12 protein-coding genes are annotated in these 13,447 nt (G+C 66.5%); 9 read left to right on the top strand and 3 right to left on the bottom strand.

Annotated features, from left to right (window positions below; translation table 11 throughout):
- The first annotated feature begins 96 nt into the window (after positions 1-96).
- Positions 97-2,448, top strand: coding sequence for an arylsulfatase (locus tag ACZ3HV_RS43335; RefSeq protein WP_465693659.1), 2,352 nt, complete (start codon positions 97-99; stop codon positions 2,446-2,448).
- A gap of 3 nt (positions 2,449-2,451) precedes the next feature.
- Here the strand turns inward: ACZ3HV_RS43335 and def are convergent, their stop codons facing one another.
- Complete coding sequence (gene def / locus ACZ3HV_RS43330; protein ID WP_465693657.1) at positions 2,452-3,075, bottom strand: peptide deformylase; 624 nt, start codon at positions 3,073-3,075, stop codon at positions 2,452-2,454.
- A 477-nt stretch (positions 3,076-3,552) separates the two neighbouring features.
- Between def and ACZ3HV_RS43325 the strand changes: the two genes are divergently transcribed.
- The 5 genes from ACZ3HV_RS43325 (at position 3,553) to ACZ3HV_RS43305 (ending at position 9,531) form a co-directional block, all read left to right on the top strand.
- Positions 3,553-3,750, top strand: coding sequence for a hypothetical protein (locus ACZ3HV_RS43325; protein WP_465693656.1), 198 nt, complete (start codon positions 3,553-3,555; stop codon positions 3,748-3,750).
- A 98-nt stretch (positions 3,751-3,848) separates the two neighbouring features.
- The gene (locus ACZ3HV_RS43320) at positions 3,849-4,997 is read left to right on the top strand and encodes a WD40/YVTN/BNR-like repeat-containing protein (RefSeq protein ID WP_465693655.1); all 1,149 of its coding nucleotides are present in this window, start codon (positions 3,849-3,851) and stop codon (positions 4,995-4,997) included.
- A gap of 224 nt (positions 4,998-5,221) precedes the next feature.
- A complete protein-coding gene (locus ACZ3HV_RS43315) occupies positions 5,222-5,473 on the top strand; it encodes a hypothetical protein (RefSeq protein WP_465693653.1) in 252 nt (83 codons plus the stop codon).
- Positions 5,474-5,787: 314 nt separating this feature from the next.
- Positions 5,788-6,579 carry a hypothetical protein gene (locus tag ACZ3HV_RS43310; protein ID WP_465693652.1) on the top strand — a complete coding sequence of 264 codons (792 nt, stop codon included), beginning with the start codon at positions 5,788-5,790 and terminating at the stop codon, positions 6,577-6,579.
- Between the two features lie 18 nt (positions 6,580-6,597).
- Complete coding sequence (locus ACZ3HV_RS43305) at positions 6,598-9,531, top strand: hypothetical protein (RefSeq protein ID WP_465693650.1); 2,934 nt, start codon at positions 6,598-6,600, stop codon at positions 9,529-9,531.
- 663 nt (positions 9,532-10,194) lie between these two features.
- Here the strand turns inward: ACZ3HV_RS43305 and ACZ3HV_RS43300 are convergent.
- Positions 10,195-10,602 carry a PPOX class F420-dependent oxidoreductase gene (locus tag ACZ3HV_RS43300; RefSeq protein WP_465693649.1) on the bottom strand — a complete coding sequence of 136 codons (408 nt, stop codon included), beginning with the start codon at positions 10,600-10,602 and terminating at the stop codon, positions 10,195-10,197.
- A gap of 145 nt (positions 10,603-10,747) precedes the next feature.
- On the opposite strand from ACZ3HV_RS43300, the gene ACZ3HV_RS43295 reads away from it, so the two are divergent.
- Positions 10,748-11,134 (top strand): MerR family transcriptional regulator, encoded by a 387-nt coding sequence (locus tag ACZ3HV_RS43295; RefSeq protein WP_465693648.1) that lies wholly within the window; start codon positions 10,748-10,750, stop codon positions 11,132-11,134.
- A complete protein-coding gene (locus tag ACZ3HV_RS43290; protein ID WP_465693646.1) occupies positions 11,131-12,048 on the top strand; it encodes an alkylmercury lyase family protein in 918 nt (305 codons plus the stop codon). The genes ACZ3HV_RS43295 and ACZ3HV_RS43290 overlap by 4 nt, the downstream gene beginning before the upstream one ends.
- Before the next feature lie 324 nt (positions 12,049-12,372).
- On the opposite strand, the gene ACZ3HV_RS43285 is transcribed toward ACZ3HV_RS43290, so the two are convergent.
- Positions 12,373-12,846, bottom strand: coding sequence for a GNAT family N-acetyltransferase (locus ACZ3HV_RS43285; RefSeq protein ID WP_465693645.1), 474 nt, complete (start codon positions 12,844-12,846; stop codon positions 12,373-12,375).
- Positions 12,847-12,987: 141 nt separating this feature from the next.
- On the opposite strand from ACZ3HV_RS43285, the gene ACZ3HV_RS43280 reads away from it, so the two are divergent.
- Positions 12,988-13,323 carry a hypothetical protein gene (locus ACZ3HV_RS43280; protein WP_465693644.1) on the top strand — a complete coding sequence of 112 codons (336 nt, stop codon included), beginning with the start codon at positions 12,988-12,990 and terminating at the stop codon, positions 13,321-13,323.
- Positions 13,324-13,447 lie beyond the last annotated feature (124 nt).

The raw sequence follows: 13,447 nt of genomic DNA, 5'->3' as shown, positions 1-13,447 counted from the left end.
ATTTGGCGCGCTGGGACGACGAGCGTTCTTTAGGCACGTCGGGTGCCTGGGGGTACCGCTGAGCGCTGTGTCGTTGCTCGTCGAGGGGAGACCGTGGTGGCGATCGAGGAGTATCCGTCGGGACGCCCGTTCACCGGTGTGGTGGGGCGAACGACCGACGAGTCCAGTCCGGCCTGGCCGGCTCCGATCCGTGCCGCCAAAGGCACGCCGAATGTGTTGTTCGTGGTGCTGGACGACACCGGGTTCGGTCAGCTCAGCTGCTACGGCAGTCCGATCGCGACACCGAACTTCGACAGCTTGGCCGCGGCCGGGCTGCGGTTCACCAACATGCACACCACCGCGCTGTGCTCACCAAGCCGGTCCTGCATCGTCACCGGGCGGAATCATCACAGCAACGGCATGGCGGCGATCACCGAGCTGGCGACGGGGTTCCCCGGATACAACGGTGTCATCCCGTTCGAGAACGGACTGCTGTCCGAAATGCTGGTGGAGCAGGGCTACAGCACGTTCATGGTCGGCAAGTGGCACCTCACCCCTTCGAACCAGGAGACCGCGACCGGCCCGTTCACTCGCTGGCCGCTGGGACGTGGTTTCGAGCGCTTCTATGGCTTCCTCGGCGGCGACACGAGTCAGTGGTATCCGGACCTCGTGTACGACAACCACGCGGTCGAGCCGCCTCGCACACCGGAGCAGGGCTATCACCTGACCGAGGACCTGATCGACAAGTCCATCGACTTCATCGCGGACGCCAAGCAGATCGACCCGGCCAAGCCGTTCTACCTGCATCTGTGCTTCGGGGCCACGCACGCGCCACACCACGTGCCGAAGGAGTGGGCCGACAAGTACGCCGGTGTCTTCGACGACGGCTGGGACGCCTACCGGGAGAAGGTGTTCGAAGAACAGAAAGCTCTGGGCATCATGCCGGCGGACGCACAGTTGTCCCGGCACGATCCCGACGTACCGGAGTGGGAGTCACTGTCGCCGGAAGCGCACAGGCTGTTCAGCCGCATGATGGAAGTGTTCGCGGGCTTCCTCAGCCACACCGACCATCATCTCGGCCGGCTGCTCGACTTCCTGCGTGAGCAAGGCGAGCTGGACAACACGATCGTGATGGTGATCTCGGACAACGGGGCGAGCGCCGAGGGCGGTCCGACCGGGACCACGAACGAGGCGCAGTTCTTCAACAACGCCCAGGAGTCGCTCGAGGACAGCCTCCGGGTCATCGACGAGATCGGCGGCCCCAAACACTTCAACCACTATCCGTGGGGCTGGACCTGGGCGGGCAACACCCCGTTCCGGCGCTGGAAGCGGGAAACGTATCGAGGCGGATCCTGCGACCCGTTCATCCTCGCCTGGCCGGCCGGCGTCAAGGCGCGAGGCGAGGTCCGCGGTCAGTACGCGCACCTCATCGACATGGTCCCCACCGTCCTGGACCTGCTCGGTACGGACGCGCCCGCGACGATCCGCGGAGTCACGCAGGCACCCCTGCACGGCGTGAGTTTCGCCCATGCGCTGGATGATCCAGCGGCCGCCAGCAGGCACCACACCCAGTACTTCGAGATGCTCGGCCACCGGGCGATCGACCATGACGGGTGGCGGGCAATCTGCCCCTGGCCGGGTCCGTCGTTCGCTGAAGCCGGTGTCGGCTTCGGGCAGCCGATCAGCTCGACGAAGCTGTCCGAGCTCGACGTCACCGGCTGGGAGCTCTACCACGTGGCCGAGGATCCCGCCGAGACCAACAACGTCGCAGCTGACAACAGGGACCGGCTCATCGCGATGATCTCCACTTGGTACGCCGAGGCCGGGAAGTACGGCGTACTGCCGATCGACGGAAGCGGACTGGCGCGACTGGTCTCCGAGAAGCCGCTGATCGCACCTCCACGCGATCAGTACACGCTGCGGCCGGGCACTCAGCCGATCCCGTTCTTCGCAGGCCCACGCGTCCTCAATCGGCCGCACAGCATCACGGCGTACGTCGAGATCCCGGAGAGCGGCGCCGAGGGGGTTCTGCTCAGTCAGGGCAGCGCGGCCGGCGGGTATTCCTTGTACATGAAGGACAGGATGCTGCACTACGTCCACAACTGGGTGAGTCGGGACAGCTTCCGCGTCTCGTCGACCGATCCGGTGCCGGCCGGCGAGCACGAGCTCCGCTTCGAGTTCGAACCGACCGGCAAGCCCGATCTCCCGAACGGACGAGGCGCGCCCGGGCACCTGCAGTTGTACATCGACGGGAAGCTCGTCGGCACCGCGGACGCGCCGGTGACGACGCCGTTCGTACTGAACCCCGGCGCGCTCTCCGTCGGCTACAACGTGGGCTCCCCGGTCACACCGGAGTACCAGAGCCCGTTCAAGTTCACCGGCACCCTCCACAAGGTGACAGTGGACATCAGCGGCGACCTCATCGAGGACCCCGAATCCGAACTCCAAGCCCACATGGCCCGCCAGTAGTTCCTACTTACCAAGCTGAGGCTGTCGCGCCGCACGCCGGGCCATGACGTCGGTACGGCGTACTGCGGCGTGAGCCAGCGCGCGATCCCGAGACGCCGGGCTGAGGTGGTCGACGTACAGCAGGCCGTCGAGGTGCTGCGTCTCGTGCACCAGGCACCGCGCGAAGTACCCGCCCGCGTCGATGCTGAACGGCCGTCCTTCCACGTCGAAGCCGTGCAAGGTCACCCTCGCGGGCCGCGTGAGCAACTCGCGTGCTCCCGGCACCGACAGGCAGCCCTCATCACCATCCTGCTCACCGAAGAGGCCGGACATCGCCTCGATCCGCGGGTTGAACACATGACCGAGGTGACGGTCGCCGTTCCCGTCGATCAGGTCATAGACGAACAGTCGCGCGTCGACGTCGACCTGGTTGGCGGCCAGTCCACATCCTTCGGCGATCCACATCGTCGTGAACATGTCGTCGATCAGCCCGGTCCAACGCTCCGCACCGAACTCGGTGACACGCTGGCACGGGCGGTGCAGGATCTCCTCGCCGTACTGGGTGATCCTGCGCGGCGTACCCCGAAGAACTTCGCCGGTGAGCTCGGGAAGCTGCCGTCTGGGTCGGCCCTGAACGAACGCCGTCATCCGCTAAGTCTTCCGGAGGCCGCTGCAAGCGCCCCGCCGTCTCCTCGCCGCCAGACGGTGCCCCTCGCGAACTTCGATCCGCACAGGTGTAGTGCGCCGGTCGCGAGGTCGAGGGACTTGGTGCGAGGAAGGCGATCGGTTTCACGCTTGCGGTTATGAGCGAACTCGTTGCAGTTGTCAGGGACCTGATCTAATCGAATTGGTCTACCGGATATCGCTCAAACACATGAACAGTCGGTGTGGGATATCGAATGGTCAGTCTTGAATGGACATAGCGATTACTGGTCGGATCGGTCCCTCTTGCGTGTTATCACGGCCGGTGCCACGCTGAATTCGACGCGGCACATGTGGGGAGAGGACTGCGACGGCTCGCCCCTGTTGATTGTTACGGGGTCGCTGTCGGCCTTGGCTGCTGCACCGCAGGCGTGCGCTTGGACACTATGCATTCCACAATGCGCACTCGAAGGAGATCGCAGGGTGAGTAGACGTCATGGGGTGGGTCCGCCGGGTGGGCGGGAGGAAGGCCGACGTCGTCAGTTCGAGGACTCGCGCGGACTGACGGGTCCTCGTGAGCTTCCGCTCGACGATGAATCAGCGGCCGATGAGCGGGATTCCGAGACTGAGCCTGACGAGTCGTCGCCACCGGCCGAGAGCCGGCCGGACGAGCACGAGTAGACATTTGCAGGGGGGCGGCAAACATGAAAGGTCCGATCGAGCTCAAGGAACGCGGGCCTGGGCCGGCAGCCAGGGACGGATCGAGTGGTGAGCAAGGTGTGCGTCGGAAGACCTTCCTCAGAGAGGCGGCATTTCTCGACGCTCGAGGCCTGAGCCGTGAGGCGAGACCACTGTCGATCGCTGAGAGTGAGGAGCGGTCGGCGTCATCGCAGTCCTACGGTCACGCGGCGCGCGAGCGGGCGGCGCTTGCCTTCGACCCCTCGGATCCGAACGTGGTCTATGCCGGCAGCGACGGAGGCATCTTCCGTAGTCCGGATCGCGGCACGTCCTGGCAGTCGCTGAACGCGGGTCTCGCGATCAGCGAGGTGGAATACCTCGCACAGCGGCCGGACGAATCGACCTGGATGCTGGCAGGGTTGCAGGACAACGGCACGATCCGTCGGGAGTCTCCCAACCTGTGGACGCAAGTGGGCCTGGGAGACGGTGGTGATTGCGGCACCGACATGTCGGAGCCTGATGTCTGCTACCACTCGTACTACCACATGTACATGGAGCGCTCGGATCATCGCGGGGATCGGAACAGCTGGCAGGACGTCACTCCTCCCGGGGATGCTGATACGCCTCTCCAGCTGTTCTACCCGCCGGTGGAGGTCAATGGTCCGGTAGTGGTGAAGGCCGGGCACACCGTTCATCTCTCGAGGGACGCCGGCGACACCTGGTCCGAGATCGATCTGGGAGGCGGCCAGCGATCGATAGCCTCGGCGCTCGCGATCCCGGACTCGGAGACGGTTCTTGTCGGCACGATCCAGGGAGACGTCTATCGCATCCGCTTCGACAACGGGAAATGGGGTGATGCCGCAGCACTCGCACGGCCGAGGAACGGCTGGATCAGCGACGTTCTTGTCGATTCGGAGAACGCGAACCGGTACTGGGTGACCTATTCCAACCCCGGCGCGGTCTTCCGGTCCGATGACGCGGGCGCGAACTGGACGGACGTGACCGCGAATCTGGCCATACCCGTTAATGCGGTCGTCACCGATCCCGGCAGCAACGATCGCGTGTGGGTGGCGTGTGACGTCGGAGTGTTCGAATCGCTTGACGCAGGCGGAAGTTGGTCGGTCTACGGCACTGGGCTTCCGAACTGTCTTGCGGTGGACCTGCTGGTCCATCAAGGCGAGCAATTGCTGCGTGTCGGAACCCGGAGCCGCGGCGTTTGGGAGGTGACCACGCAGGTCGAGGGATCGTGATGGGCGGGCAATTACGATTCCAGCGACCCCGAGCACGGCGCTGTCCCGGTGCGGGCGACGGCTTTCGGATCGCCGCGGGGCGGCCGCGCTTGAGCGTTCGCGCGTTCCTGGAGTTCGGATTCGTGCAGGCGGGGTCACCATCCTGCTGAACACGCTCGGCCTCGCCGATCCGCCGAAGGCCGTTGCTTGACGTGAATTCAGTCTTCGAAGCAGAGGAGCTTGTCATGACGCAGTCACATCCCGCAGTCCGTACCCGCTTCTGGTTGCAGGCCGGCTTCTCCGCTGCAGCTCTCGTGCTCGCGCTCGTGACGTTGATCAGCCGGGAGTGGATCGAACTCCTCACCGGCTGGGACCCAGACGGGGGCAGCGGCACGCTTGAGTGGGTCATCGTTGCCGTCCTGGGCCTGATTGCCATCACCCTCGGAGCAGCCGCCCGCCACGAGTGGCACCGCCCGCGAGCCGCAGCAACGGACTGAGGAGGAGGCCGCGCAGTCTTTCAATGACAACCGACAGTTGCTGCTTTCAATGACTTACGAGGACGAGATGCGGTGAGATCTCGTGGTCACAAGATCGGAAGATACCGGCCACGTGAACCCTCCCGCCACGACAGATCGCAGTGCAGAATGGATCCGATCCACCTTTTGAGACAAGAGCAAACTCGATTTCGACGAATCACGCCTTTGCGGCTGATGCCATGGCGGTGAAGGAGATGTCCGGGATCGCCGAATCCTTGTACTGACGGTGCCGGGGGAGCATCGGGATCGCTCGACGGACGGTAGGAGGGGTGTTCGTGCCAAGGGACGCAGGCCTGCCACCGGAGATCGTAGAGACCGCGCGATCGGCGCCCTTTGTGTTCTTCGGCACCGTTCTGCGGCCCGGTGGCTCCAACCTGGAAGTGCTGGACACCGAAGAGGTGCCGACAGTGGTCGTCCGCGTGGACGACGTCGTCGTCGCGCCGCACGCCCTTGGCGACCTCACGGGCCAGGACGTCACGGTGCGGCTCGCGGGGCCGGATCTACGCCGCGGCCAGCGCCTGCTGCTCATGGCGTCAAGCCTGGTCTACGGCGACCAACTCGGAGTAACCGAGCTCGCGCGCGTTGCCCCCGGCCGCCAGGCAGCGCGCATGCGCGAGGAGATCCTCGCGGAGAAGCTCCGCCAGCAGGACGACGAGCTGTCGGCGCGGCTGCGTCACGCGGACGCCGTGGTCTACGGCCGCGTGGAATCGGTTGAGCCCTTCGTGGCGGAGTCCGCTGCGGCCGCGCCGCAACCGATCGGCGAGGCGGCCCCGTCCTGGCGCGTCGCCGACTTGCTGGTGTGGCGGGTCCTCAAGGGCCAGCCCGCGGAGGGTCCGCGGGTCGTGTTTCCGTTCCCGCGGACGCAGAAGTGGTCCGAGATGCCGGTGTTCGTGCAAGGGCAGGAAGGGATCTGGCTGCTGCACTCCCTCGCCAGCAGGGACCGCGAGGCCATGACCGGGCGGCCTCCGGCCGTCGCCAACGGCTTCGAGGCACCCGACGAGCTGGACTTCCACGCACCCGGCTTGCTACCGCGGATCCAGCTCCTGCTGCAGGTTCTCCAGGCGTAAGGAAGGAAGCGCGACGGCATGCCATTGTTCTTGGTGAACGTCATCCCGGCGTCGCTCAGCGGCGAGACCCGGCAGGACAGCGAGTGCAGCGTCGCCGTCAACCCTGTCGATCCTCGCCAGGTCGCGGTGACGGCCTTCACGGTCGACCCCGCGGCGTCGGGCAACGCGCCGATCTTCGTCTCCACGGACGGCGGTGCGACCTGGATACTCGACGTCTGCGTTCCCGGCGGCAACGTGACCGGCGACATCTCCGTGCGCTTCGGCGGGACGACCGGAGAGCTGTACGCCGGGATCCTGCGTCGCGACAACGCGAACCTGAACATCCTGCGCGCACCGACGTTCCCGCCCATAGGGCCCATGACCGTGCTGGTCGACCGCGCTGGTCCCGACCAACCCTGGGTGGAGTCGGGCTGGGTCGGCGGCACCGGCGGAGGTACGCGCGACCGCGTCTACGTGACCATGAACACAGGCACGGCCGAGGTTCAGTTCTCGCTCGATGCTGCCACTGCGGCGCCGCCGGCGGGGTTCGGCGCCCCGGTGGACATTGAGGCGCGGGCTGGCGGCGACCGGCCGTCGGTCCGCGGGGGTGTCCATCGCTCGGGGGTGGTCTACGGGCTGTTCGTCGGCGTTCGGCCCGCCGGTTCGGACATTGTGGTGGTGCGTGATGACAATTGGGGCTCGGGCGGCTGGACAAGCCTCGTCGAACCAGGCGACGCAGCGGCGGGACGGCGCGTGGCCGGCCCTGTCACGGTGCCGCCGGTCGGCACGCTGCTTGGCAGTGTGCGAGTCAGCTCACGCGTCGCTATCGCGGTCGACCCGCGCGAGTCCCGTCGCGTCTACGTCGCCTGGTGCGACGGGGCAGTGACCCAGGCGTCGCCGTTCCGGCTGCACCTTCGCCGCTCCGACGACGGTGGCGCGAACTGGACCGGCGATCTGTTCCCACCGATCGACAACGTCACCAATCCCGGGCTCGCGGTCAGCGTGCGAGGCACAGTGGGCCTGCTGTACCAGCGGCTCGAGACCCCGGCGGCCGGATCGCGCTGGGAGACCCACCTGGTGCTCTCTGACGACCATTTCGCCACCGTTCGCGCCGACATGGTCGTCGCGAACCTCCGCGACCTCGGCGGGACGTTCCAGCCGACGATCGGCGACTACGCGAACCTCATTGCGGTCGGCAAGGACTTCCACGGTGCGTTCTGCGGTTACAACCAACCGGTCGCCGCGGACTTCCCAGGGAACGTCACTTACCTGCGGAACGCTGACTGGGCAAATCAGCGGCTGCTCGACACCGACGGCATCACCGTGATCGGAAACTCCATCGACCCCTTCTACCTCCACTACAACGACACCGAGCCGCACGAGGACTTCTACGTGCGCGACTGGACCGACAGCCCGGCCAGCGGCGACAACGGTGTGGAGCCGTCGACCCATCCGGCGTTCTGGCAAACCCCTGACGTGTGGAACCGGCGCGGGACCTCGCCTGGCGCATTCCCCAACGATCAGCCCGACAACGAGCCTGCGGGCAACGGCGCCGGCGTGGTCGGCGAGAACTGGGCCTTCGCGCGGATCCGGCGTCGCGCTCCGGGACCGGCAGTTGGCGCGACCATAGTGACCGCCCATTTCCTCGTCTCCAAGCTCGGGACCGGCAGCAACTATGCCGACGCCAGCTCGATCGACCCCGACGTCTCCTTCCCGGACCCGGACGCTACGGTCACCTTCAACGCGGCCGATGTGGGACCCGTCACGACCACCCCGTTCCACTGGCACCTCAACCCGGTCGGCTCGTCGCACCTCTGCCTGGCCGTGGAGATCTCCGCGCCGAACGACCCGTACGTGGGAGAGAGCCTGCGGGGCCGCGCGCCCGGCTGGCCGGGCCAGGACCTCGAGCTCCTGGACGACAACAACAAAGCGCAGCGCAACATGGGCCTGTCGGTCACTCCCGCGCGCGGGATCGAGTCCTGCGAAGCCACGCTCTTCGGGGTCGTCCACAACGCGGCCACCGTGCGACGCGACCTGGTCCTCGAGTACGAAATACCCGACAGGACGCGACGCCGAGTGAAGACGGTGAGCATCGAAGCCACCGGAGTCGCTCGTTTCGCGGCGGAGCCGCGGGGTCAGATCGTGCTCAAGGGCCTCGAGCCCGGCGAGAACCGCTGGCTGAGCGTGAGCTTCAAGCCGCCGAACGGCCGGGTCGGCGAGATCGACGTCGTCGACATTTTCGAAATGGCGGGTACCGCGGCGGTCAACGGGTTCAGCCTCGGTACCCGGCTCGGGTCACAGTCGGACGCGCTCGGGCACGCGGTAGAGCGCCATCGGTCAGTCTTCACCCGGCTCCAGCACGGCTGGCACGTCGAGGGTGCCGAGGCCGAGGCCGAGGCAGCACTGGCGGCGCTGCGCACGCTCCCATCTCGCACCCGCTGGATCAAGGAGCTGCGCGAGCGATGGGACGGCATCGGTGCAATGCTGGTCGAGGTCGCCGGCGACGACCCTCTCGACGTCACCGCGGCGGTCGAGAACGCCAGGATCGCGATGGACAAGCGTGCTGCGGACGCGCTCGTCTGCCTCGGAGCGCTGCTGGAGCGCGTCGACATGGCGCTCACCCTGAAACAGCTCGCATTTGGCGACCGGGCGGACATCCGGCAGACGGCAACCTGGCAGGCGGAGCTCCTCGAACACGCCTTCGGCCACGACCCTGCTGGGCAACAACTTGCCCAGGACGCCCGAACGTTCGTGACCGCCTACGGCGCGCGGCAGGTCGACGAGGAGCAGTACGTGGCGATGCTCCGCGACGGACTTGAGCGCTTCCGCAACCTGACCCAGGTTGGCGCCCCCGCGGAGTTCCGGAGGCGCCTCGCGGACCTCGAGGAGGCCGTCGAACGCCGGGATGTCGTCGCTACACAGGGCGCGCACCGCCGTGTACTGACGCACCTGCAGGCCGCCGCCGACGCTTGACATGCCCACGATGTCCGCGATTTGGTCGGCCTGCTGTTGACGCCCTCGGCACCTATCGCTCGGCATCGGGGACCTCGATGCGGTGATCGCCGCGGGAGCACCGACTGTGCTGACGACGGCGTACGGACTACTCGCGGGACCGGGCGGATTGTTGCCGGTGACACCGTTCTGACTCATGCCGCTGCCGGTGGTGTCGGCACAGTCGCCGCTGGGCACGGTCGGGCGGTTGAGAAGATCGGGTACGCCGAGCAGTTCGGTACGACTCGGTGTTCCTTCGTGAGGGATTCTCCGGGCGCGTCCGGGAGTTCACGGGTGGTCGTGGGGTCGATCTCGTGCTCGATCCTGCAACTGGCCACCGTGCGCGGAAGTTGCGGGGCGCCGGTCCACACCGTGAGACGGTGCACTGAATGTGTAGTGAATCAGTAGGCTTTGCGATGTGGCCCGTTCGTACCCGGCGGGCCACACCAAAGATTGCCCTCGGCCCCGGTCACCAGGCGGGACCGCGGGTAAACGGCGGCCGGAGTGGCGGATCCGGCCGCCCCGCGGTTCTCCTGGGCAGAGGATCTGAGCTGCCTGGGAGAACCTCGCGTAGTGGTCGAGAAGATCGGCCGCCGACAGATCGCCGTACTGACCGAGGCAGGATTCCTCGCCCGCTCGCCTGGTCTACGGATGGCCGAGTTGGTTTGTGGTGCGTTCGACGATGATCGAGGTTGCGTAGCGCGGGGTGTTCGGTGGTTCTACGTCTGTCCAGTCGCCGGTGTATTTTCGGGCGATCGTTTTCTCCAGCGTGAGGTCTGGGTCGACGGCTAGGTCGTCGATTCGGCCTCGGAGTTCGAGGTAGTGGGTTGGCTGGGCTGGGTCGACGATGGTGAGGGAGATCCGGGGGTCGCGGCGGAGGTTGCGGAGTTTCTGGCGGCCTTCTACCAGGCTGATGCGGACGCGTTCGCCGTCCCAGTGGAACCACAGTGGCGTTACCTGGGGTTCGCCGCGTTTGCCGATCGTGCCTACGAAGGCGACTGCTGTCGAGGACAGCAGGTCGTGAAATGCGCTGGGGATCTCCGCTCCTGTCACCCGCGTGAGGGTACGACGATCCGCCACCCGATCGCGAGTCCGAGGCCGCCGGGAGGGTCGTACTGGCGTAGGACATCGTCGGGAGCGGCGACTTCAGGGATTGCGGGTTGACTCTGTAGTTAGGTCCGGGGTTCACGATGGGGGTATGCGAACGGGTGAGCTAGCTGGTCGGGCTGGGGTGAACGCCGAGACGTTGCGGTACTACGAGCGGCGTGGGCTGCTGGAGGAGCCGCCGCGGTCGCCGGGTGGTTATCGGGATTATCCGGTGTCGGCGGTGGGGGTGCTGCGGTTCGTGAAGCGGGCGCAGGAGTTGGGGTTCACGCTGGGCGAGGTGGAGGAGTTGCTGCAGCTCGAGGGTGGTGGTCCGGAGAGTTGTGATGCGGCGCGGACGTTGGCCGAGCATCGGCGTGGCGATCTGGCGGCGCGGATCGCAGATCTGCAGCGGATGCACGACTCGCTGTCCGAGCTTGTGGCAACGTGTGATCTGCCGCGGACGGATCGCCGGTGCACGTTGCTGGAGGCGATCCGATGAGGCTCGAGGTGTTGCACGTGCCGGGCTGTCCGAATCTGTCGCCGTTGCTGGAACGGCTCGCCCTATTGACCGATCTGCTGGTGGTGACGCGGGTGATCGAGAGCGACGCGGACGCGGCGCGGTTCGGGATGGCCGGTTCTCCGACCTTGTTGATCGACGGCGTCGATCCCTTTGGTGAGCCGGGGGAGTGTGAGTGCGGTCTGTCGTGTCGCCTGTATCGAGATGACGAAGGCCGGATCGTGCCGGCGCCGTCCGTCGAGCAACTGCGCGCTGCGCTCGGCGGAGACCCGCCACCGGGCGAGGTTCTGAGTGCGTGGCGGACGCGCGCCCTGCCGTTAGCTGCGGACGAGCGGGCGGCGCATCAACTGATTCTGCGTTCGTTCGCCGCCACAGGCCGGGCGCCGGATGACCTTCAGGCTGACGTACTGCGGGCCCTGCACGACGTGGATGCAATCCGGTTGACGTCGTACGGCGAGATCGCGGTCGCGTACCCGTTCTCCGCAGTCCCGACGAGGCACCGCGTGCGGATCGGCGACCAGGTCGAGGCTTACGCGATGTGTGCGATCGACGCCCTCGGTATCGCGCCCATGCTCGGCCAGGACACCGTGATCGAGTCTGTCGATGTCACCAATGGCCGGCCGATCAGGGTGGTCACTCGGGCCGGTGTCACATCGTGGGAACCGGCCGGAGCCCTGGTGTTCATCGGCGCCGACGCCGGTGGTGGGCCGTCGGCGGACTGCTGCTGTGACTACCTGAACTTCTTCGCCGACAGCTCGTCCGCACGGGCATGGGTTGCCGCGCATCCCGACGTGCCAGGCCAGATCATCAACCAGAGCGACGCCGAGAGCCTGGCCGTGCGGCTCTTCGGCCAGCTGCTTGGCTCAGGGGAGATGGCGGTTGAGTCGGCGCAGTAGCGGGCCGATTAGCCGGCGGTTGTGCCAGTCGTGGGCGATCACCCAGGCGCGCGTGCGTCGTACGCCGGTTCGTAGGTTCGTGGTCGCCGTGGGTCTGAGTTCGTCCTCGCGTTCACCGGCGCGCTGCTTCACGTCGACGGCGCACGACAGGCAGATTCCGACCTCCGGATGGGCGCCCAGACGCACAAGCTCGCGCTCGTCGTACTCCCCGCCGCAACACCAACATCTCGTCGGCGAAGGATGTCTCGATTCCTCCTTGTTGGCCACACAACCATGATGTCCCCAACTGCCTCCGCGAGAGCCCGGCGTTCCTGATCGAACGACCTAGTCGAGGCGGAGGAGGGTTTCTTCGATTTCGGCGTTTCGGGCGTTTGCGTAGGTGACTTCGGTGCCGGTGATGTGGAATCCGGCCTTCTGCAGGACCTTGAGGGATCCGGCGTTGTCGGAGGCGGCTCTCGCGTACAGAGGTCGGATCTGCACGGTTTGGAGGAAGAGTGTCAGGGCTTGGCTGGCCACTCCCTGTCCCCAGGCCGAGCGATCGATCCAGTAGGTGATCTCGGTTTCGCCCTCGATGACGAAGCACGCGATGCTGCCGACGAGCCGGTCGCCGCGGGTGATCGCGCGGTTGGTGATGTCGGGCGCGGACCTGATCCGCTCCATATGAGCATCGAACGCCTCGCGGTCGTTGGGATCCCTGAAGACGAAAGCAGCCATCCGGACCGACTCCGGATCCCGCATCTGCTCGAACAGCCCATCGAGATCGCCGTCCTCGAGTTCCCGCAATGCCACATCGGCCACAGCTGTTCCCTCCTCCTTCATCTTCGGACCCGGGCAACGTAACAGCCGCCCCCGACACTTCTCGCCGACGACTGCAAGTCGACGGAAGAGTCGTCATTTGACGCAAGCGACGGCTTCGTCGGTCGCCATAGCGTTCGGGGCATGTCGAAGGTCTTCCTGGTCACTGGCGGTCCCGCGGGCTCGGCCGCTCGAGCTCCGACGCGGTACTGGAAGCGGGCCACCATCTCGTCGCCACCGCGCGTCGCCCGGAGCAGCTCGAGGATCTCGTCAGGCGGTACGGCGACCAGGTCCGTGCCGTGCAGCTCATCCAGGTTTCGTCGGTCGGGGGTCGGGCGGTGGCGCCCGGGCTGTCGGCGTACCAGGCGGCGAAGTGGGCGGTCGGCCGAGGAGGAGAAGGTGAAGTGGCTCGACGTCACCAGCTCCGCTGTGTACGAGGATGCGGGCGAGAACGCTCTCGATCCGACGAACCAGCTGTGACGGAGGGTCGGGCGTGCGCCCCCCCACCCCGCCAACCCCGCCCCTCCTCAGGGGGGGGGGGCAACAAGAGGCTTTTTTTTGTTTTTTTTGTTAAGACCCCTGTGGTGGTTGTGGTTACCTCTGT

The organism is Kribbella sp. NPDC020701 (assembly GCF_055562215.1).
The sequence above is the reverse complement of the archived record's forward strand: the minus strand, read 5'-3'. Positions and strand labels throughout refer to the sequence as shown.

Coding starts and splice junctions, on each gene's coding strand:
- def (WP_465693657.1), bottom strand. CDS start 3,075: ATGACGGCGTTCGTTCAGGGCCGACCCAGACGGCAGCTTCCCGAGCTC.
- ACZ3HV_RS43315 (WP_465693653.1), top strand. CDS start 5,222: ATGACGCAGTCACATCCCGCAGTCCGTACCCGCTTCTGGTTGCAGGCC.
- ACZ3HV_RS43305 (WP_465693650.1), top strand. CDS start 6,598: ATGCCATTGTTCTTGGTGAACGTCATCCCGGCGTCGCTCAGCGGCGAG.
- ACZ3HV_RS43295 (WP_465693648.1), top strand. CDS start 10,748: ATGCGAACGGGTGAGCTAGCTGGTCGGGCTGGGGTGAACGCCGAGACG.
- ACZ3HV_RS43290 (WP_465693646.1), top strand. CDS start 11,131: ATGAGGCTCGAGGTGTTGCACGTGCCGGGCTGTCCGAATCTGTCGCCG.
- ACZ3HV_RS43280 (WP_465693644.1), top strand. CDS start 12,988: ATGTCGAAGGTCTTCCTGGTCACTGGCGGTCCCGCGGGCTCGGCCGCT.